Below are 19,555 nucleotides of genomic sequence, written 5' to 3'. Positions count from 1 at the left end.
TATGACCCCAGACCTGATGGCCGCCTACCGGACGCGGTCGCGGGCGCGCAGGGTGGACGGTGTGCTGATCGTCGCGTTGGTCCTCGGTGTGGTGGTGGGTGGACGCCTGCCGGACCTCGCCGGCGTCACGCGCAGGCTGCTGCGCACCGGTGTGGTCCTGCTCGGGCTGCAACTGTCCGTCGTGCAACTCCTCAGCCTGGGACCTGGCGTTCTGCTCGCGGTGCTGGTGACGGTCTCGGTCACGTTCTTCGGCACGTTGTGGCTCGGTCGCCTGCTGCGCCTGCCGCGCGGTCTCTGCGTGCTGGTGGCCAGCGGGTTCTCGATCTGCGGCGCGTCGGCCATCGCGGCCGTCGAGGGCCGGGTGGACCGGGAGGACGAGCACGTGGCCACGAGCGTCGCCCTGGTCACGCTGTTCGGCACGCTGGCGATGGTCGCGTTGCCGCTGCTGGACGCCTCGCCGCAGTGGATCGGGCTGAGCGTGCACGAGGTCGCGCAGGTGGCCGCCGCGGCGCCGGCCGGCGGGCTGGCGACGGCCATGGCGGTGAAGCTGGGGCGGGTGGCGCTGCTGGCCCCGATCGTGGCCGGTGTGGGCGGGCGGGGTGCGCCGCCCGTGCCCGGGTTCCTGCTCGGTTTCCTGGCGTTGATGCTGGTCAGCCCGCTGGTGCCGGCTGCCGTGCTGGACGTGGCCAAGACCGCGACGACGGTCGTGCTGGCTGCCGCGCTGTTCGGCCTGGGCACGTCGGTCCGGCCCCGGGCGCTGGTGCGGACCAGCCCCAGGGCGCTCCTCCTGGGGCTGCTCTCCACGCTGCTGGTGTGCGGGACGGGTTACCTGTCGCTGCGGGTGGTGTGAGCGCGCAGCAGGTCGGCGTTCAGGCGGGCGATCGTGGTCAGCGGGATGCCCTTGGGGCACGCGGCCGTGCACTCGCCGGTGTTCGTGCAGCCGCCGAAGCCGGCCGCGTCGTGCTCGGCGACCATGTCCCGCGCCCGCGAGTACCGCTCCGGCTGCCCCTGCGGCAGCACGCCCAGGTGGGTGGCCTTCGCCGCGGTGAACAGCATCCCCGACCCGTTCGGGCACGCGGCCACGCACGCGCCGCAGCCGATGCACGCCGCCGCCTCGAACGCCGCGTCGGCGTCCGGCTTGGGCACGGGTGTCGCGTGCGCGTCCGGCGCGGACCCCGTCGGCACGCTGATGTACCCGCCAGCCGCCACGACCCGGTCGAACGCCGACCGGTCCACCACCAGGTCCCGCACCACGGGGAACGGCTCGGCCCGCCACGGCTCCACGGTCACCACGTCGCCGTCGCGGAAGTGCCGCAGGTGCAGCTGGCACGCCGTGGTGGCCTTCTGCGGCCCGTGCGCCATCCCGTTGATCATCATCCCGCACATGCCGCAGATGCCCTCGCGGCAGTCGTGGTCGAACGCCACCGGCTCCTGCCCGGCGGTGATCAGCCGCTCGTTGAGCACGTCCAGCGCTTCCAGGAACGACATGTCCGGCGACAGGTCGTCCACCGGGTACTCGACCAGGCGCCCGGTGGCGCCGCTCTGCCGCCAGATCCGCAGGGTCAGCTTCACGAGTAGCTCCGGGTGCTCGGCGTGACGTGCTCGAAGACCAGTTCTTCCTTGTGCAGCACGGGCGGTCGGCCCACACCCGTGTACTCCCAGGCGGCGACGTAGGAGTAGTTGGCGTCGTCCCGCAACGCCTCCCCGTCCGGCGTTCGGCTCTCCGACCGGAAGTGGCCGCCGCACGACTCGGCGCGGTGCAGCGCGTCGACGCACATCAGCTCGGCCAGCTCGAAGAAGTCCGCGACCCGGCCGGCCTTCTCCAGCTCCTGGTTCAGCCGCTCGCCGGTGCCGGGCACCCGGACCCGCTGCCAGAACTCGTCGCGCAGCTCCGGGATGCGTTCCAGCGCCTTGCGCAGCCCCGCCTCGTCCCGTTCCATGCCGCACTCGTCCCACATCAGCCGGCCCAGTTCGCGGTGGAACGACTCGACCGTGCGGTCGCCGTTCACGGCGAGCAGCGTCTTCACCCGGCCGCGCACCTCCGACATCGTGTCCGCGACCTGCGGGTGGGTGTCGTCGACCGGTTCGAACGGCGCGTCGGCCAGGTAGTCCCCGATCACGCCCGGCAGCACGAAGTAGCCGTCGGCCAGGCCCTGCATCAACGCCGACGCGCCGAGCCGGTTCGCGCCGTGGTCGGAGAAGTTCGCCTCGCCGATCACGTACAGGCCGGGGATGGTGGAGCGCAGGTCGTAGTCCACCCACAACCCGCCCATCGTGTAGTGCACGGCCGGGTAGATGCGCATCGGCGTCCGGTAGGGGTCGTCGCCGGTGATGCGCTGGTACATCTCGAACAGGTTCCCGTAGCGCTGTTCGACGGCGAGCGCGCCGAGCCGCGCGATGGCGTCGGCGAAGTCCAGGTACACGCCGCGCTTCTCGTCGGAGATGTTCTTCGCCGCGCGGGACGCGATGTCGCGCGGCACGAGGTTGCCGAAGCTCGGGTACATGCGCTCCAGGAAGTAGTCCCGGTCGGCTTCGGGGATGTCGTTCGGGGCACGGGTGTCGTGCGGGTCGCGCGGTACCCACACGCGGCCGTCGTTGCGCAGCGACTCGCTCATCAGCGTGAGCTTGGACTGGTGGTCGCCGCTGATCGGGATGCACGTGGGGTGGATCTGGGTGAAGCACGGGTTCGCGAACAGCGCGCCCCGCCGGTGCGCCCGCCAGATCGCGGTGGCGTTGCAGCCCTTGGCGTTGGTGGACAGGTGGAACACGTTGCCGTAGCCGCCGGTCGCGAGCACCACGGCGTCCGCGAAGTGGGTGGACACCGCGCCGCTGACGAGGTCGCGCACGACGACCCCGCGCGCCCGGCCGTCCACCACGACCAGGTCCAGCATCTCGGTGCGCGGGTGCACCTCCACCCGGCCGGCGGCGACCTGCCGCTCCAGCGCCTGGTAGGCGCCCAGCAGGAGCTGCTGCCCGGTCTGGCCGCGGGCGTAGAACGTGCGCGAGACCTGCGCGCCGCCGAACGAGCGGGTGTCGAGCAGACCGCCGTACTCGCGGGCGAACGGCACGCCCTGCGCCACGCACTGGTCGATGATCTCGACGCTGATCTGCGCCAACCGGTGCACGTTCGACTCGCGGGAGCGGAAGTCGCCGCCCTTCACGGTGTCGTAGAACAGGCGCTGCACGCTGTCGCCGTCGTTGCGGTAGTTCTTGGCCGCGTTGATGCCGCCCTGCGCGGCGATGCTGTGCGCGCGGCGCGGGCTGTCCTGGTAGCAGAACGACGTGACCCGGTAACCGAGCTCGGCGAGCGTCGCCGCGGCCGAGCCGCCCGCGAGGCCCGTGCCGACCACGATCACGCTGCGGTTGCGCCGGTTCGCGGGGTTGACCAGGCGGGCGGAGAACCGGCGTCGGTCCCAGCGGGTCTCGATCGGGCCGGCCGGCACGCGCTGGTCGGCGATCGGGGAACCTTCGGTGTAGAGCATGTCAGCTCACCAATCCGGTGAAAACGGCGAAGGGAACGGAGAGGAACCCGGCGCAGATCGCCACGGCGACGCCGAGCCCGATCACGCGGGAGGTGGTGACGCCGAGGGTCTGGGTGGCGCTCCACACCCCGTGGCGGATGTGGAAGCCCAGGGCGAGCACGGCGACCGTGTAGGCCAGCACCACGTACCAGTGCTGGAAGTCGGCGACGACGTTCGCGTGGATCTCGCCGGGCACGCCGTTGGGGTTGAGCCACCCGGCGGTCAGGTCGAGCAGGTGGTAGACCACGAACAGGGCGATGATCACGCCGCCCCAGCGCATCGTGCGGGCCGCGTAGCTGCCCTGGACGCGGCGGCGGTGCTCGTAGCGGCCCTTGGCCCTGCGTGCCCTGGCGGTCAGCTGGTAGGCGGCGACGAAGTGCAGCGCGACGCAGGCGAGCAGTGCTGTTCGCGTGGGCCACACCACGCCGATCTCGCGCAGCCAGCGGCCGTAGCCGTCGATCGCGTCCGCGCCGGAGAAGACGGTCAGGTTGCCGAGCATGTGCACGACGACGTACAGCAGCAGTACGGCGCCGGTGACCGCCATGACGACTTTCTTGCCGACGGTGGTGCGGTAGAGCCCGATCGTGTCCACGCCGCTGACGCTAGGAACGGGTGTGACGAGTCGTCCAATACATCGTGAGCTGCCTGAAGATAGCCTGGGGCTATGACGCTGCAGCAGCTCGCATACTTCCTGGCAGTGGCCCGGACGCGGCACTTCACCCGGGCTGCCGCGGAGGTGCGTGTGGCGCAGCCCTCACTGTCCAAGCAGATCCACGCGTTGGAGAAGGAGCTGGGCGCGGAGCTGTTCAGCCGGGCGCGGGGCAACGTGACGCTGACCCCGGCGGGCGAGGCGCTGCTGCCGGTGGCCGCGCGCATCCTGTCCGATGTGGACACGGCCCGGCTGGAGGTGGCCGAGCTGGTCGGGCTGCGGCGGGGACGGGTGCGGGTCGGCGCGACGCCGAGCCTGTGCGGCAGCCTGTTCGCCGACGTGATCAAGCGGTACCACGACGCCTACCCCGGCATCCGGGTGTCGGTGACCGAGGGCGGGTCGCGCGACCTCGTGGCGGCGCTGGAGGCGGGGCAGCTCGACCTGGCGCTGGTGATCGTGTCGCCCGCGGACGCCGACCGGGCGTTGACCGTGGTGCCGGTGCTGCGGGAGGAGCTGGTGGTGGCGTCGGCGTCACCCCTGGGCGTGCCCCGGATGCGGTTGACGGACCTGCGCGAGCAGCCGCTGGTGATGTTCCGGCCGGGGTACGACCTGCGGGAGACGACGTTGGCGGCGTGCCGGCAGGCGGGGTTCGAGCCGCGGTTGGCGGTGGAGGGCGGCGAGATGGACGCCGTGCTGCGGTTCGTGGAGGTCGGGTTGGGCGTGGCGATCGTGCCGAGCACGGTGCTGGCCGCGCGGTCGCTGCACGGGACGCCGTTGACGCCCGCCACGACGCGGACGGTGGCGCTGGCGCACCGGACGGACGTGGCGCCGACGTCGGCCGGGCGGGCGTTCCAGAGCGTGCTCCTGGCGTTCCTGCGCGACGCGGAAATGCCTTTGGGGGTCCACCTGGTGGGCACGTAGGGTGCTGTGCCGTGCTGATCCGACGCGAGACCGCCGCCGACACCCAGGCCATCCACGACGTGACGGAGGCCGCGTTCGCCGCCCGACCGGGTGGTGAAGCGCGGCTGGTGGGCGAGCTGCGGGCCGACCCCGGCTGGATCCCGGCCCTGTCGCTGGTGGCCGAGGTGGACGGCGTGGTCGTCGGGCACGTCGTGTGCACGCGCGGCGCGGTCGGTGACGCCCCGGCGCTCGGCCTCGGCCCGCTCAGCGTGCTGCCGTCCCACCAGCGCTCGGGCGTCGGCAAGGCCCTGATGCACACCGTGCTGGGCGCGGCGGACGCCCTCGACGAGCCCCTGGTGGTGCTGCTGGGCGATCCGGCCTACTACTCCCGCTTCGGGTTCGTGCCGGCGTCGACCTACGGCATCACCCCGCCGGACCCGGACTGGACGCCGTACTTCCAGGCCCGCGCCCTGTCCACCTACACGCCCGCCCTCACGGGCCCGTTCGCCTACGCCGCGCCCTTCAACGCCCTCTAGGCGAGGCTGAAGGCCAGGACCGCGGTCGCGGTGAAGTCGATGGCCGGTTCGGAGCTGGGCCACGAGGTCAGCTCGTCCACGAACCGGGACGTCGCCGAGTCGAACGCCAGCGTGTAAGGCTGGGCGCAAGCGATTGCGCCCGCGGGCACCTCGCCCAGGTCGGTGAACAGGTCGCGGGCGTTCGGGCCGTTCACCACGCCGCCGACGAGCACCCGGTGGCCGCCGCGCGGGTCGCCGGACAGGTTCGCGGCCTGGTGGTGCGGGCAGCGCGGGAACGTCCCGCCGACGCCGATCACCAGGCTCGTGCCCCACGCGTTCGCGCCCAGCGTGAAGTTCCGCTGCCCGACGCCGAACGCGTCGAACCGCCGGTCACCGGTCAGCTCCCGGTACAGCCGCGCGGTGGCGGCGAACCCGAAGCTGCGCGTGGCCACGTCGAACCCGGTGACGCTCGCCGCCGTCCGGAACGGGCTCGCGGCCGCGGCGTCCACGCCGGACCGGAGTTGGCGGCGCAGGTCGTCCAGCACCTCCCGCTCGGTCACCTCGGCGCCCGGCACGCCGGCGCGCAGCAGCCGCACCAGGTCGTGGTGCCCCAACGCGCTGGTGTCGTAGACGTTCAGCGTGTCGGTGTCGCCGCTGGTCAAGTACACCTTCGCCCAGTGCGTCGCGGCCCGTGCCCACTGCTCGGCACGCGGGTCGCCGAGCGCGCGAGCGGCCAACGCCAGCTGCGTCGCGCCGAACTCCAGGTCGTCGGCCCACGAGTCCTCGGGGTAGTAGGCGTGCGGGAACGCCGTCACCAGCTCCCCCACGTCCACCGTCCTGGCCTGCGCGAACACCGAGGCCGCCGCGTCGAGGTACCGCCGTGCCGCGACCGGGTCGGGCGAGAGCTGGGCGGCCAGCGCGAACGACGCCGCCACCCGGCCGGCCAGGTTCGGGCTGACCGGCTCACCCGGTGCGGCCGCCCGGAACACCGGCCGGTGCTTGATGAAGTACTCGGGGTCACCCGGCCGCACGTCGAGCCGGTCGTCGTCCTGCGGCAGCCGCCACACGTCGTGGTCGCCGAGGAACCCGTGCTCCGGGCTGCCCGTGCCGATGCCGACCTGCGCGTAGAGCACCTTCCGGTCGGCGTCCCAGACCTTGTCCAGCCACTCCAGCCCGATCCGGGCCTCCGCCACCAGGGCGGGCGTCGCGTGGCGGCGTGCGGCGAGCAGCAGTGACGCGGTCGAGTAGGCCGAGGCGTGCGTGAACTTCACGAAGTCCCCGGCGTCGAACCAGCCGCCTTCGACGTCCACGACGTCACCCGTCGGCTTCAGCGGCTCGGCCAGTTCGTCGCCGCCCTCACCCACGAACACCGGCGTCTCGTAGACCGTCGCGGCGCGGTCGGCGAGGTGCGAGGGCTCGCGGCCCAACCGCCCGGGGACGACGTCCGCGCCGTCGCGCTGGGCCTGGAAGAACTCGACGGTGTGCCCCAGGACCGGCCGGAACAGCTCTTCGCCGACGCGGAACGCCGGTGACGTCACGCCGGCCGCTCTGATCCGGTACGAGCCGGGACGCGTCAGCCCGGAGAAGTCGATCGGCTGCACGGCGGTGTACCGCTCGTTCCAGCCGCCGAGGCTCGCGCCGACCCGTCCGCGCCACACCGTGCGGCCGGCCGGGTCCACCACCTCGAACCCGGCCGTGCGGGCGCGCGGGAGCAGCAGGTACGCCTGCTTGCTCTCGGCCGTCCCGTAACCGACCTGGTCCAGCCGCACGTGACCGTCGGGCCGCGCCTGCGCCACCGGACCGTGCACCGTCGCCGCGGCGACGGCGGCGAGCACGACGACCCACCGCATGGGACCTCCCGAGCCGGACGTTAGTAAAGAAGTCTCCCTAATTACGGGAGGCTAGCGGCCGGCCCGGTCGATCACCAGCCCTCGGGCGGCTCCACGAACGCCTTGCCCACGTCCCGGGTCAGCGCCAGCGCCCGCCGCACCCACGCCGCGCTCGCGCCCGCCATCCCGCACGTCGGCGTCGGCACCGCGTGGGTGCCGAGGATCGACCGCGGGAAACCGAGCCGGTCCACCAGGTCCAGCACGGGCTTGGCCAGCGACTTCAGGCTCTGCGGCGTGCTCGGGTCCGTGCTCGGCGCCAGGCCGAGGAACAGCTGGGTCTTCTCCTCCCACGCCTCGCCGAGCTCGTCCCACATCGTGTCGTCGAGGACCGTGACGTCGAACGAGACGGCCCGCGCACCCGCCTGGCGGATCAGCGTGACGGGCGGCGCGGGCGCGCAGCAGTGCACGATCACGTCCGCGTCGAGGCCGTCGATCACGGTCTGGAGCACGGCGCGCGCCTCCGGCTCGGGGACTGCGGCGACCGTGCCCAGCTTGGACGGCGTGGGCAGCAGGCCCTTGAGCACGGCGGGCAGCGCGGGCTCGTCCAGCTGCACCAGGACCTGCGCGCCGGTGCGCTTGGCGACCTCGGCGACGTGCCGGTTGAGCCCTTCGACCAGCGACTGGGTGAACTCGCGCAGCGCACCCTTGTCGGTGAGCACGCGGTGGCCGCGCAGGAGCTCGACGCTCGCGGTGAGCGTCCACGGCCCGGCGGCCTGCACCTTGACCACAGACGGCGGCGCGGGGTCGGCGGCCTCCTCGAACGCGTCGAGGTCGCGGCGCAACAGGTCCACCGCGCGCCGGTGGTCCTTACCGGGGTGCGCGGCGGTCCGCCAGCCGGACGGGACCACCTCGACGGGCAGGTCGACCAGGAGCGCGGCGGTGCGGCCGATCATGTCCGCGCCGACACCCCGCGCGGGCAGTTCGGGCAGGTGGGGCAGGTCGGGGAGTTCGCCGAGAACGATCCTGGCGGCCTCCAGCGGGTCGGTTCCGGGTAGCGAGCCGATGCCGGTTGCGGCGCCGGCGGACCAAGGGAGGGCATCCACCCGGACAGTCTCCCACCGCCGCCGCTGCGCCGTTCGAGAGCGAAAAGGTCTAGACCCATTGACGATGTGGTCCAGTCCACCTACCGTCACCTTGTCGGTGCCGACAGTGGTCGAGGGCACCGCCACGACGTGGTGTGGGGGCGTGCCGCGCCCCGCGCTCCCGCACCACTCCCACCCCGTTCCCCCCTGCACGGGAGTAGGTTCCGATGTCCTCGAAGCGCAAGAGCCTGGCCGCGTTGGCGGCGGGCGTCACCGCGGTCCTGACCGCCGGTCTGCTGCCGGCCGCCCCGGCGGGCGCCGCGCCGACCCCCACGGCCGTGTTCAGCCAGGACTCGACCTGGAGCTCCGGCTACCAGGGCAAGTTCACCGTCACGGCCGGGTCGAGCGCCGTGTCCGGGTGGAAGATCGAGTTCGACCTGCCCGCGGGCAGCACGCCCGGCTCGTACTGGGACGCCACGCTGAGCAGCAGCGGTTCGCACCACACGTTCACCAACCGCGAGTACAACGGCAGCCTGGCGGCCGGCGCGTCCACGTCGTTCGGGTTCCTGGTGAACGGCACCGGCGTGCCCGCCAACTGCAAGCTCAACGGCCAACCGTGCACCGGCGGCACGACGACCACCACCACGACTTCCACGACCACGTCCACGACGACCACGACTTCGGACCAGCCACCGTTCCCCGGCAGCCTGAAGTCCGCGCCGTACGTGGACATCACCATGCCGACGCCGTCGTTGGAGTCGGTCGCCCGGGCCACCGGCCAGAAGGTGTTCACGCTCGCCTTCGCGCTCGCCGACAGCAGCGGCTGCAACCCGTCCTGGGGCGGCACGATCCCGTTGAACGACAGCCGGATCATCAACGACGTGCGGGCGCTCAAGGCGCTGGGCGGTGACGTGATCGTGGCGACCGGCGGCGCGGCCGGGCCGTACCTGGAGTACTCGTGCTCCACCGCCGACGCGCTGCTGGCCGCGTACAAGAAGGTCCTCGACGCCGTCGGCAGCAACCACCTGGACGTCGACGTCGAGGCGTCCATCCCGCACGACATGGTGAACACCGCGTTGAAGCGCCTCCAGACCGAACGCGGCACGTCCATCAGCTACACGATGCGCGTGCAGGGCGACGACTACGGCATGGACCCCTACTCTGTGCAGATCCTGCAGAACGCCGCCGCCAAGGGCCTGACCGTGCTCGTGAACCCCATGACCATGGAGTTCGGCTCCTCCCGAGCGGACTGGGGCGACGCCGTCATCGCCGCCGCCGAGAGCAGCCTGCGCCAGATGAAGCAGATCTGGCCCGCCAAGTCCGACGCGGAGCTGAAGCGCCTGCTCGGCGTCACCCCGATGATCGGCCGCAACTTCAACGGCAAGGTCTTCACCCAGGCCCACGCCCGCAAGCTCGTGACGTGGGCCAACACCAACCGCATCGGCCTGCTGGGCTTCTGGTCGGTGGGCCGCGACAACGGCGGCTGCCCCGGCGGCGGCATCTCGCCGACGTGCAGCAGCATCAGCCAGAGCCAGTACGAGTTCACGAACATCTTCAAGGGCTTCACCGCCTGACGCCGGTCAGTACAGCGGTGTGAAGTGGAGTTCGAAGCCGTAGTCGGTGCGATCGCCCCTGGTGGCCGCGATCCAGTACTCGCCCGGCCGCACGATGGCGCCCGCGTAGGAGTTCGAGTCGCCGGCCCCGGCGGCGATGCCGACGACGGTGGTCGGTGGGTTCTCCGTGCCGACCGTCAGCTTCACCGTGGTGATGTGGCCCGTGACGAAGTAGACCGACACGTAGCCCAGCACGTCGGCCCGGTAGAGGGTGTCCAGTTTCGGGCGGGTGCGGGTGCCGCCCACGCCCAACGGGGTGGCGCGGGCTTCGAGGGAGCGCACGGCGGCTTCGGCTTGGCGGGCCAGGGATTCGATCCTGGTGGCGTCGTCCAGCAGCGGGCGGGTGGCGGACAGTTGGGCGGACAGGGTGGCGACCTGGCGTTCCAGGTCCGCGACCCTGGCCCGCAGTTCCTCGGCTTCGCGCTTCGACCTGAACACCTAACCCCCTAGCAGGATCAGCACACCGATCACGATCAGCACGACCGGCAGCACCACGTGCCCCCAACGGCTCAGGGCGCGGGCGACGACGGGGCGGGTCGCGAAGAAGCGCCCCGCACCGCACCAGACTGCCACCAGGACCAGGAACACGATCACGTATCCGGTGATGCCGGTGGTGGCGAAGACCGGGACGTAGACGCCGATGTTGTCGCCGCCGTTGGCGAACGTCACGGCCGCCACGCCGAGCGCGCCCGTGGCCGCGGGTTCCGAGTCCTCACCCCCGCGCCACGCCTGCCACGCCGCCTTCACGCCGAGCGCCAGCGGCAGGAGGCCGAGCCACGGGAGCACCACCGGGGGCAGCAGGGTGGCGCCGAGGGCGGCGGCGATGGCGACGGCCAGGATCCCGGCGAAGCCCAGGTACTGACCCAGCACGACCCGCCACGGGGGCACGCCCCGCGCGAAGAACAACGCCAGCAGCACGATGTCGTCCACGTTCGTCACCGCGAACAGCCCGACCGCGCGGATGATGTCCAGCACCCGCGAACCTTAAGGTGCAGGGATGAACGGACCCGCGGAGATGCTCGCCAACGACGCCGCGTCGACCGCGCTCGGCATCCGGGCGCTCGAACTCGGCGACGGCACGGCCACGCTCGCCATGACCGTCACCGACCGGATGGTCAACGGTCACGGCATCGGGCACGGCGGGTACGTGTTCCTGCTCGCCGACACCGCCTTCGCCTGCGCGTGCAACCGCCACGGCTCGGTGACCGTGGCGGCGCAGGCGGAGATCGACTTCATCGCCCCCGTGCACGAGGGGGACGAGCTGGTGGCCGAAGCGGTGGAACGGGCGCGGTTCGGGCGGAGCGGGATCTACGACATCACCGTGCGCCGAGGCGACGAGGTGGTGGCGGAGTTCCGCGGCCGGAGCCGGACCCTCAAGCCGAACGGCGCAGACCCAGCACCTGGAGGGTGATGAACCCCAGCACCGCGACCGCCTGGGCGACGATCAGGAAAACGCCCAGCCCGGTCACCGGGAACCACCCGGCGAACGCGGTCAGGAAGCTGTCCAGCACCCACACCGAATTGCCGATGACCACGACCGCGACCAGCGGCCGAAGGGGTCGCAGACCGAGCAGGAAAACACCCACCCCGTAGGCGACGAGGAATGCGCCGAGCCCGACCACGAGGCCGCGCGGCAATCCCGTCGGGAGGTCGAAGAGCAGGGCGAGCACGCCCAATCCGCCCGAGGCGACACCGTCGAGCTTGAGGGCGAAGCGGAGGAGACCGTCGTGGCGAACCTGAGTTGTCGTCATGGCTCGAAAGCTAGGGCGGGCCGCACTGCCGGCGGAACGCCAAACACTGCCAACGCCTGCCAGTTACGAGGCCGCGACCTGCGACGACAAGTCCTCGGCCACCAGCTTCGCCCCCGCGTTCTGCCAGTTGTGCAGGGTCCGCTCCGGCACCTGGTTGACGAACCACGCCAGCGCCCGCCGCGCGTCCGGGTCGAGGTCCTCGCGCTTGGTCCGCCTGCTGTACGGCCGGATGCCGACCACGTAGTAGAAGTACAGCGCGTTGTAGTGCCGCCATTCGTCGCTGGTGCCGAAGTCGCCGTCCCGCGGTTTGAGCCGGGAAATGCTCTCCAGCAACAACGACTTCAGCTCGGCCGCGCGTTCCAGCGGTTGGTCGGAAGCACCTCGCGCGGCCAACCGGGCGTCGATCACCGGCAATTCCGTCAACGGGCTCGCGACCAGCTTCCCCAGGTCGCCGTAATGGCTCAACGCGCGCCGGGTCAGCTTCACGAACTCGGTCCGGTCGAGCGGGGCGCGGCGGGGAAGCGCCTCGGCCGCGTCACGCAGCTCGGCCCGTTCCGCCGCCACCTCGGGCACCGCGACCCGGTCCACCAGCAGCGCCAGCGGGTTGGCCAGCACCTGCACCGCGATCGCGGCGGCGACCGTGCCGTACAGCAGCGGCACCAGCCGGTCGTCCAGGAACAACGCCACCTGCCCGCCGAACACCGCCGCCAGCCCGGCCGACGTGAGCAGCGAGCGCACCATGTCCGCGCGGATCGCCTCACCCTCGTCGAACGCGTCCGCCACCGCCACCACCACGCCGAACACCAGCAGGTCGAACCCGGCCGACGCGACGACCAGCGGCTCGGGCAGCACGTCGACCAGCAGCAACGCGCAGCTCAGCCCGAACAGGATCGTCGCCGCCCCGAGCAACGCCCGCCGCACCCGCAGGCACAGCACCAGCGCCGCCGCCAGCGGGATCAGCACCACCACGGGCGCGAAGTAGGCCGCCACCAGCAACGGGAGCGCGCTGTAGCGCCACCACCGCTCGTAGCGCACGGGCAGCCAGCACACCACCACTCCGGTCCACGCCACCGCGGGCACCGCCATGGCCATCGCCGGCAGCGGCAGGACGATGACCAGGGCGTACGCGACCAACCCGACCGAGGCCCGCTGGAGCAGGCGCTTGCGGGGGTCGCGCACGAGCAGGTACAGCCCGAGCCACCAGGCCAGGCCGAACGTCACCACCGATACCGCGATCACCCGGAAATCCTACGGTTGCCCGGGCTGGGACGATGTGGTCCATGCCGCTCGAGCTGACGCTCCGCAAGGCCGCCGAAGAGGTGGACCGCGGTGACTTGGCCAGTGTCCTGCGCGCCCGGCAGCGCCTGGTGGGGCTGGTGTGCAGCTATCCCGACCGGCTGGACCTGCGCGAGCGCCTCGCCGAGGTGTACCGGGTGCTCGGTGACGCGGCGCAGGCCGGGCGGTGGACCTACCTGTCCGAGGTGCGCGACGAGGCGGAGGTGGCGGCCTTCGAGCGCGCCTACCGCACGCCGCTGGCGCGACTGGAAGCGATGAACTGGACCAGCGGCGAAGCGGGCGCGCCGACGCGCACCGCGCGGGAACGGCTGGTGGCGTTGCGCGAGGCGACCGAGGACCAGTTGCGCGCCGAGCTGTCGGTCGCCGACGACCGCGACTCGTCGTGGCGCGCCAACGTGCTGGTGCTGGTGGGCCTGGTCGTGGTGCTGCTGTGCTTCGTGGTGGGCGCGGTGACGCTCGTCATGTGGGTCTACAGGTGGTTCGCCGGGTGAGCGCATGCTGGGTGCATGACCCCCGACGTCGCCGCCGCCGCTGACCGCATCCGCCCGCACGCCCGCCGCACCCCGTTGTGGCGCGCGGAGGTCGACGGCAGGCCGATCGCGTTCAAGCTGGAGCACCTCCAGCTCACCGGCTCGTTCAAGCTGCGCGGCGCGCTGAACACCCTGATCGCCGCCGGTTCACCGGACCGGGTGGTCACGGCGTCGGGCGGCAACCACGGCCTCGGCGTGGCGAAGGCCGCGCACCTGCTCGGCCTGCACGCCACCGTGTTCGTGCCGGTGAGCGCCCCCGAGGGCAAGGTGCGGCGGATCGAGGCGGCGGGCGCGAAGCTGATCCGGCACGGCGACACGTACGCCGAGGCGGTGCTGGCGGCCCGCGAGACGCCCGGCTTCTACGTCGAGGCTTACAACGACCTGACCGTCGTCGCAGGTCAGGGCACGGTCGCCGGCGAGATCGTCGAGGACGCGCCGGACGTGGACGCGATCGCCGTCGCGGTCGGCGGCGGCGGGCTGGCCGCAGGCACGGCGCTGGCCTCCGGTCGGCTCACGGTCGCGGTGGAGCCGGAGCGGTGCTGCGCCCTGCACCACGCGCTGGCGGCGGGCGAGCCGGTGGACGCCGAGGTGGACTCGATCGCCGCGTCCGCGCTCGGCGCCACGCGGGTCGGCGACGTCCCGTTCGGCATCCTCAGCACGCACCCGGTGACGTCCGTGCTCGTGTCCGACGCGGAGATCCTGGCCGCCCGGGACCGGCTGTGGGAGGAGTTCCGGCTGGCCGTGGAACCGGCGGCGGCCGTGCCGTTCGCCGCCTGGCTGGCGGGAGCCGTGCCGGGCGAGCTGCCGTGCGTGGTGCTGTGCGGCGCGAACACCGACTGGACGCCGTAGGGGTACGTCCCCGGGCGTACGGGCGAAGGCCGCCCCGCGCCCGACGCCGCGACCCGGCGGAGTGAGCACCATCGGGTGCCATGACCTCGACCCGCTCCGCCTACCGGGTGGCCGCGCTGCTGTTCGCGTCGGGCCTGCTGCACCTCGTGGTGTTCGCCGTGGACGGCGGGCCGTGGGAGGGGCCGGTGTCGTGGCGCAAGCCGGTGACGTTCGGCCTGTCGTTCGGCCTCACGCTCGCCACCTACGCCCTGGTCGGCACCCGGCTGCGGCTGCGGCACCGCTGGGTGTGGCTGTTCACCGCCGCGTCGGTGCTGGAGGTCGGCCTGATCACGCTCCAAGCCTGGCGGCGGGTGCCGTCGCACTTCAACGAGGCCACGGAGGTCGACGCGGTCGTCACCCGCGCCCTGACCGTCGGCGGCGTGGCGATCGTGGTGTCCGTCCTCGCCCTGGTCGCAGCCGCGTTCCGGGCCCGCCACCTCGCGCCGAGCATGCGGCTCGCGGTCCGGGTCGGCACGACGACGCTGGCGGTGGCCCTGGCGTTCGGCGGCCTGATGATCGCCGAGCGGGGCGGCTCGTGGAAGCTCTCCCACGGCGTGGCCATGCACGGCGTCCTGCTGCTGCCCGCGCTGGCCTGGGCCTTGTCCTCCACGACCTGGTCCGAGCACAAGCGCACCCGGACCGTCGCCCTCGCCTCGATCTTCCACGGCGTCCTCATCGCCGCCGCCGCGGCCTACAACGCGCTGGTCTGACCGGTCAGCGGCACTCGATCACCCGCTCGGCCGAGCCCCGGTCCGCGCTGCCCCGGTCCGCGCTGCCCCGCTCCGGCGACACGCGGCCTTGCGACGCGCCCGCCTGCGACGGCACCTCGACCTCCAGGGCGAGCGCCGGGTCGAGCCGCTCCACCCGTTCCACCATGGTCTCCACCTGGGCGATCAGCTCGGCCCACTCGGGCCGGTGCAGCCGCTCCCGGACCACCCAGCGCAGCGTGCGGACCTCCGCGCGCAGTCGCTCGAACTGCTCCGCGTCCAGACGTTGCGCGGACGGGTGGTCGAGCTTGCTCGAAAGCACCCTCACCCGGGTCCCGATGTCCACCAGCGACCTCCGGCGTCGTGCGTTGTCATACGGCACGCACGCAGTGTCGCAGGCGACACCGACAAAACACCAAGCCGGACCTCAACGAGTCGTGCTGATCGTCGCGCTGGCGAGCACCAGGTCGCCCGCCGCCGCGTCCTCCCGGTAGACCGCGACCGCCTGACCAGGGGCGACGCCGCTCAACGGCTCGCGCAGGCGCACCAGCAGCTCTCCGTCGACGACTTCGGCCACCGCGGGGGCCAGCCCGCCGTGCGCCCGCACCTGCGCCACGCACTCCACCGGACCGTCGAACGCCACCCGCGTCACGGGCCGCCGCGCGACGATCTCGGTGACCTTCAGCTTCTCCGCCGCGCCGACCCGCACCGTGCCGCTCACCGGCTCCAGCGACAGCACGTACCGGGGCCGGCCGTCGGGGGCGGGCGCGTCGATGCCCAGGCCCTTGCGCTGGCCCACGGTGAACTCGTGCACGCCCACGTGCCGCCCGAGCACCGCGCCGGTCTCGTCGTCCACCAGCACGCCGGGCTGCTCGCCCAGCTTGCGGGTCAGGAAGCCGCGGGTGTCGCCGTCGGGGATGAAGCAGATGTCGTGGCTGTCGGGCTTCTCGGCGACCTGGAGCCCGCGCTCGGCGGCTTCGGCCCGGACCTGCGCCTTGGTCGAGTCGCCCAGCGGGAACATCGCGTGCGCCAGCTGCTCGTGCGTCAACGACGCCAGCACGTAGGACTGGTCCTTGCCGTCGTCGGCCGAGCGGCGCAGCTCCGGCACACCGTCCACAGTGGCCAGTCGGGCGTAGTGCCCGGTGCACACGGCGTCGAAGCCGAGCCCGATCGCCTTGTCCAGCAGCGCCTCGAACTTGATCTTCTCGTTGCACCGCAGGCACGGGTTGGGGGTGCGGCCGGCCGCGTACTCGGCCACGAACTCGTCCACGACCTCCTCGGTGAACCGCTCCGCGAAGTCCCAGACGTAGAACGGGATGCCGAGCACGTCCGCCGCGCGCCGCGCGTCCCGGGCGTCCTCGATCGTGCAGCAGCCGCGCGCGCCGGTGCGCAACGTGCCGGGCTTGGCCGACAGGGCCAGGTGCACCCCGGTCACCTCGTGGCCCGCCGCCACCGCCCGCGCCGCAGCCACGGCGGAATCCACCCCGCCGCTCATCGCCGCCAGCACCCGCATGCCCGTCACACCTCCGCCGTCGCCCGGCCCGCAAGCCGCTTCAACCCCGCGATGCCCGCCGTGCGGGCGCGTTCGACCACCGGGCCGATCACCTCGGCCAGTTCGCGCACGTCGGCCGCCGTGGACGTGTGGCCCAGGGAGAACCGCAGCGAGCCGCGGGCCGACACCGGGTCCACGCCCATGGCCAGCAGCACGTGGCTGGGCTGCGCCACGCCCGCCGTGCAGGCCGAGCCGGTGGAGCACTCGATGCCCTTGGCGTCCAACAGCATCAGCAGGCTGTCGCCCTCGCAGCCGGGGAACGTCAGGTGCGCGTTGCCGGGCAGGCGGTGCACCGGGTCGCCGTTCACCGCCACGTCGGGCACGACCCGCCGCACCGACTCGACCAGCTCGTCGCGCAGCGCGGCGACCGCGGCGGCCGTCTCGGCCCGGTGGTCCACCGCGTGCCGCACCGCCGCCGCCAGCGCCACGATCGACGGCACGTCCAGCGTGCCGGACCGCACTTCCCGCTCCTGACCGCCGCCGTGCAGCACGGGGGTGGTGGCCACGTCACGGCCCAGCAGCAGCACGCCGACGCCGTACGGCCCGCCGATCTTGTGCCCGGTGAGGGTGAGCGCCGACGCACCCGACTCGGCGAAGTCGACCGGCACCGCGCCGACGGCCTGCACCGCGTCGGTGTGGAACGGCACCGCCCGCTCGGCGGCCAGCGCGGCCAGCTCGCGCACCGGGTTGATCGTGCCGACCTCGTTGTTCGCCCACATCGCGGTGACCAGGGCGACGTCGTCGTCCAGCGCGTCGCGCAGCACCTCGGGCCGGATGCGGCCGAGACCGTCGGGCGGAAGCCAGGTGACCTCGGCGCCCTCGTGCTCGACCAGCCACTGCACGGCGTCCAGCACGGCGTGGTGCTCGACCGACGTGGCCACCACGCGCCTGCGCCGCGACGTGCGGCGGGACCAGTACACGCCCTTGACCGCGAGGTTGTCGCTCTCCGTGCCGCCGCTGGTGAAGATCACCTCGGAGGGTCGCGCGCCCAGGGCGTCCGCGATGTCCTCCCGCGCCTCCTCGACCAGCCGCCGGGCCCGCCGCCCGGAGGTGTGCAACGACGAGGCGTTGCCCGTGGTGGACAACGCCCGAGTCATCGCCTCGATCGCCTCGGGGAGCATGGGGGTCGTGGCGGCGTGGTCGAAGTAGGCCATCAGCTTTCCAGGGTAGCCCGGCCCAGCCGTCCGGCGAGCACCGCACCGAGCACCGCGACCCCCGCCATCAGCAGGTCGAACGGCACGACGGCGGCCGTCGGGGCCGCGGCGGAGGCGAACGTGGTGACCAGCACACCGCCCAGGCCGACCAGCAGGGCCGAGCCGAGCATGTCCGCGATCTGCAGCGCGGAGGAGTTGAACCCCCGGTCGACCTCGGACGACGCGCCCAGGGTGAGCACGCTCAGGCTCGACATGGCCATCCCCATCCCCGCTCCGGCGACCGCCCAGAGGACCGGTGTGGCCCACGCCGGGCCCCACGACGGTGCGATGAGCGTCACTCCGGAAATACCCGCGGCGTTGAGCACGAACCCCCACCGCACGAGCTTCGCGCGCGGGATGTCCGGCTTGCGGGACTGCCACCACGCGGCGGCGGACCAGCCCAGCGCGCTCAGCGTGAGCGGGATGCCCGCGGCGATGGCCGAGTAGCCGTGCACGGAGGTCAGCGTCAGCGGGATGAACGCCTCGGCGGCGAAGAACGAGCCCGCCAGCAGCGCGCGGGCCAGGATCGTCGTCGGCAGGCCGGGGCGCGCGGTGAGCGTGCCCTTGGGCAGCAGCACGCGCAGCGCGGGCGCCAGCGCGGCCAGCCCGGCCACCCCGATCACCAGGTTGACGCCGTGCGGGTGCTGCGCGGCCCAGCTCAGCGCCGCGACGCCGAACCCGGCCCCGAGCGCGGCCAACGGCAACCCGCGCCGGGTGTTCCGGTCCGGGGTGTGCGGCGGCAGGTTGCGCAGCACGGGCACCAGCAGCAGCACGCCCAGCAGCACGAACGGCGCGAGCCCGAGGAACACCCAGCGCCAGCTGAGCGCCTCGGTCAGCCACCCGGACAGCGCCGGCCCGACCAGCGACGGCACCACCCACGCCGAGGCGAGCATCCCGAACACCGCGGGCCGGTCCCGCTCGGGGTAGACCAGGCCGATCAGCACGTAGACCGCGACGACCTGCGCGCCGCCGCCGATGCCCTGGAGCACCCGGCCGAGCAGCAGCAGCGCCATGTCCTGCGCCAACCCGGCCACGACCAGCCCGACCAGGAACAGCGCGGGCCCGATCAGCAGCGACGGCCGCGGGCCACGCAGGTCGCTGAGCCGGCCGGACAGCACGGTGGCGACCACGCTCGCGGCCAGGAACGCCAGGAACGGCCACGCGTACAGGTCGTTGCCGTCGAGGTCGGCGACCATGCGCGGCATCGCCGTGCTGACGCCCATGTTCTCGAACGCGAGCAGCGTGACGAGCAGGATGATCCCGACCGTCGGGCCCCGCCGTTCAGGTGTCCACAGGTTGCTCTTGGCGGGGGTACCGGTCGTCGTCGTCACGGGTCAATGGTTCAACCTCTACCGGGGTGGAGGTCAAGGCAATATGACGCAGTTCAGCACGGGTTTCGGGCGCTCGGACACCGATCGGCGGCCCCCGGCGGCGGGTTCCACCGACGGGTGAACCGCGCAACGGCACGTATTTCGGGCGCCGCGGCGTGATCCCTCTTGCCGGGTGGCACGACCGCCACCGCTTCCGTC

General features: G+C 72.7%; 21 protein-coding genes. 8 read left to right on the top strand and 13 right to left on the bottom strand.

Annotated elements, in window-relative coordinates; translation table 11 throughout:
• The first annotated feature begins 1 nt into the window (after nt 1).
• Nucleotides 2–850: a YeiH family protein gene (locus ACIQMJ_RS14170; protein ID WP_499761391.1), complete on the top strand. Its 849-nt coding sequence runs from the start codon at nt 2–4 to the stop codon at nt 848–850.
• Here ACIQMJ_RS14170 and ACIQMJ_RS14165 read toward each other — a convergent pair.
• The 3 genes from ACIQMJ_RS14165 to ACIQMJ_RS14155 are packed head-to-tail and all read right to left on the bottom strand — an operon-like array spanning nt 826 to nt 4,113.
• Nucleotides 826–1,572 (bottom strand): succinate dehydrogenase/fumarate reductase iron-sulfur subunit, encoded by a 747-nt coding sequence (locus ACIQMJ_RS14165; protein ID WP_499761390.1) that lies wholly within the window; start codon nt 1,570–1,572, stop codon nt 826–828. The genes ACIQMJ_RS14170 and ACIQMJ_RS14165 overlap by 25 nt on opposite strands.
• Nucleotides 1,569–3,482, bottom strand: coding sequence for a fumarate reductase/succinate dehydrogenase flavoprotein subunit (locus tag ACIQMJ_RS14160; protein ID WP_499761389.1), 1,914 nt, complete (start codon nt 3,480–3,482; stop codon nt 1,569–1,571). Before ACIQMJ_RS14160 ends, ACIQMJ_RS14165 begins: the two co-directional genes overlap by 4 nt.
• Before the next feature lies 1 nt (nt 3,483).
• Nucleotides 3,484–4,113, bottom strand: a complete 630-nt coding sequence (locus tag ACIQMJ_RS14155; protein ID WP_499761388.1) for a succinate dehydrogenase cytochrome b subunit — start codon at nt 4,111–4,113, stop codon at nt 3,484–3,486.
• Between the two features lie 72 nt (nt 4,114–4,185).
• On the opposite strand from ACIQMJ_RS14155, the gene ACIQMJ_RS14150 reads away from it, so the two are divergent.
• Both ACIQMJ_RS14150 and ACIQMJ_RS14145 read left to right on the top strand, forming a co-directional pair.
• On the top strand, nt 4,186–5,091 hold the full coding sequence (locus ACIQMJ_RS14150; protein WP_499761387.1) for a LysR family transcriptional regulator: 906 nt from the start codon (nt 4,186–4,188) through the stop codon (nt 5,089–5,091).
• 11 nt (nt 5,092–5,102) lie between these two features.
• Nucleotides 5,103–5,606 carry a GNAT family N-acetyltransferase gene (locus ACIQMJ_RS14145; RefSeq protein ID WP_499761386.1) on the top strand — a complete coding sequence of 168 codons (504 nt, stop codon included), beginning with the start codon at nt 5,103–5,105 and terminating at the stop codon, nt 5,604–5,606.
• Here ACIQMJ_RS14145 and ACIQMJ_RS14140 read toward each other — a convergent pair.
• Together ACIQMJ_RS14140 and ACIQMJ_RS14135 are read right to left on the bottom strand one after the other, a co-directional pair.
• Nucleotides 5,603–7,435 carry a glycoside hydrolase family 9 protein gene (locus tag ACIQMJ_RS14140; RefSeq protein ID WP_499761385.1) on the bottom strand — a complete coding sequence of 611 codons (1,833 nt, stop codon included), beginning with the start codon at nt 7,433–7,435 and terminating at the stop codon, nt 5,603–5,605. The genes ACIQMJ_RS14145 and ACIQMJ_RS14140 overlap by 4 nt on opposite strands.
• Before the next feature lie 71 nt (nt 7,436–7,506).
• On the bottom strand, nt 7,507–8,517 hold the full coding sequence (locus tag ACIQMJ_RS14135) for a methionine synthase (protein WP_499761384.1): 1,011 nt from the start codon (nt 8,515–8,517) through the stop codon (nt 7,507–7,509).
• 206 nt (nt 8,518–8,723) lie between these two features.
• Between ACIQMJ_RS14135 and ACIQMJ_RS14130 the strand changes: the two genes are divergently transcribed.
• On the top strand, nt 8,724–10,070 hold the full coding sequence (locus tag ACIQMJ_RS14130) for a cellulose binding domain-containing protein (RefSeq protein ID WP_499761383.1): 1,347 nt from the start codon (nt 8,724–8,726) through the stop codon (nt 10,068–10,070).
• A gap of 6 nt (nt 10,071–10,076) precedes the next feature.
• Here ACIQMJ_RS14130 and ACIQMJ_RS14125 read toward each other — a convergent pair whose 3' ends face one another.
• The gene (locus ACIQMJ_RS14125; RefSeq protein ID WP_499761382.1) at nt 10,077–10,547 is read right to left on the bottom strand and encodes a hypothetical protein; all 471 of its coding nucleotides are present in this window, start codon (nt 10,545–10,547) and stop codon (nt 10,077–10,079) included.
• The gene (locus tag ACIQMJ_RS14120) at nt 10,548–11,084 is read right to left on the bottom strand and encodes a cadmium resistance transporter (RefSeq protein ID WP_499761381.1); all 537 of its coding nucleotides are present in this window, start codon (nt 11,082–11,084) and stop codon (nt 10,548–10,550) included. It lies immediately after the preceding gene.
• Between the two features lie 22 nt (nt 11,085–11,106).
• Here ACIQMJ_RS14120 and paaI point away from each other — a divergent pair, with 22 nt between their 5' ends.
• Nucleotides 11,107–11,520 carry a hydroxyphenylacetyl-CoA thioesterase PaaI gene (gene paaI, locus ACIQMJ_RS14115; RefSeq protein ID WP_499761380.1) on the top strand — a complete coding sequence of 138 codons (414 nt, stop codon included), beginning with the start codon at nt 11,107–11,109 and terminating at the stop codon, nt 11,518–11,520.
• Here the strand turns inward: paaI and ACIQMJ_RS14110 are convergent.
• Both ACIQMJ_RS14110 and ACIQMJ_RS14105 read right to left on the bottom strand, forming a co-directional pair.
• Nucleotides 11,483–11,860: a hypothetical protein gene (locus ACIQMJ_RS14110; RefSeq protein WP_499761379.1), complete on the bottom strand. Its 378-nt coding sequence runs from the start codon at nt 11,858–11,860 to the stop codon at nt 11,483–11,485. The genes paaI and ACIQMJ_RS14110 overlap by 38 nt on opposite strands.
• Nucleotides 11,861–11,923: 63 nt before the next feature.
• The gene (locus ACIQMJ_RS14105; protein WP_499761378.1) at nt 11,924–13,099 is read right to left on the bottom strand and encodes a hypothetical protein; all 1,176 of its coding nucleotides are present in this window, start codon (nt 13,097–13,099) and stop codon (nt 11,924–11,926) included.
• A gap of 41 nt (nt 13,100–13,140) precedes the next feature.
• On the opposite strand from ACIQMJ_RS14105, the gene ACIQMJ_RS14100 reads away from it, so the two are divergent.
• The 3 genes from ACIQMJ_RS14100 (at nt 13,141) to ACIQMJ_RS14090 (ending at nt 15,284) form a co-directional block, all read left to right on the top strand.
• A complete protein-coding gene (locus ACIQMJ_RS14100; RefSeq protein WP_499761377.1) occupies nt 13,141–13,647 on the top strand; it encodes a DUF6584 family protein in 507 nt (168 codons plus the stop codon).
• Between the two features lie 15 nt (nt 13,648–13,662).
• Nucleotides 13,663–14,535, top strand: a complete 873-nt coding sequence (locus ACIQMJ_RS14095; RefSeq protein ID WP_499761376.1) for a serine/threonine dehydratase — start codon at nt 13,663–13,665, stop codon at nt 14,533–14,535.
• A gap of 80 nt (nt 14,536–14,615) precedes the next feature.
• Nucleotides 14,616–15,284 (top strand): hypothetical protein, encoded by a 669-nt coding sequence (locus tag ACIQMJ_RS14090; RefSeq protein WP_499761375.1) that lies wholly within the window; start codon nt 14,616–14,618, stop codon nt 15,282–15,284.
• Between the two features lie 4 nt (nt 15,285–15,288).
• Here the strand turns inward: ACIQMJ_RS14090 and ACIQMJ_RS14085 are convergent, their stop codons facing one another.
• The 4 genes from ACIQMJ_RS14085 to ACIQMJ_RS14070 all read right to left on the bottom strand — a co-directional run bounded on the left by ACIQMJ_RS14085 (nt 15,289) and on the right by ACIQMJ_RS14070 (nt 19,357).
• Entirely contained in the window at nt 15,289–15,609 is a 321-nt protein-coding gene (locus ACIQMJ_RS14085) for a hypothetical protein (protein ID WP_499761374.1), read from the bottom strand.
• Between the two features lie 99 nt (nt 15,610–15,708).
• Nucleotides 15,709–16,794 (bottom strand): tRNA 2-thiouridine(34) synthase MnmA, encoded by a 1,086-nt coding sequence (mnmA, locus tag ACIQMJ_RS14080; protein ID WP_499761373.1) that lies wholly within the window; start codon nt 16,792–16,794, stop codon nt 15,709–15,711.
• Nucleotides 16,795–16,799: 5 nt separating this feature from the next.
• The gene (locus tag ACIQMJ_RS14075) at nt 16,800–17,987 is read right to left on the bottom strand and encodes a cysteine desulfurase family protein (protein ID WP_499761372.1); all 1,188 of its coding nucleotides are present in this window, start codon (nt 17,985–17,987) and stop codon (nt 16,800–16,802) included.
• Nucleotides 17,987–19,357 carry an MFS transporter gene (locus ACIQMJ_RS14070; protein WP_499761371.1) on the bottom strand — a complete coding sequence of 457 codons (1,371 nt, stop codon included), beginning with the start codon at nt 19,355–19,357 and terminating at the stop codon, nt 17,987–17,989. Before ACIQMJ_RS14070 ends, ACIQMJ_RS14075 begins: the two co-directional genes overlap by 1 nt.
• Nucleotides 19,358–19,555: the final 198 nt, after the last annotated feature.

Source organism: Actinosynnema sp. NPDC091369, assembly GCF_044757065.1.
Classification (GTDB): domain Bacteria; phylum Actinomycetota; class Actinomycetes; order Mycobacteriales; family Pseudonocardiaceae; genus Actinosynnema.
Note: the sequence above shows the minus strand (reverse complement) of the source record. Positions and strands in the feature narration are given on the sequence as shown.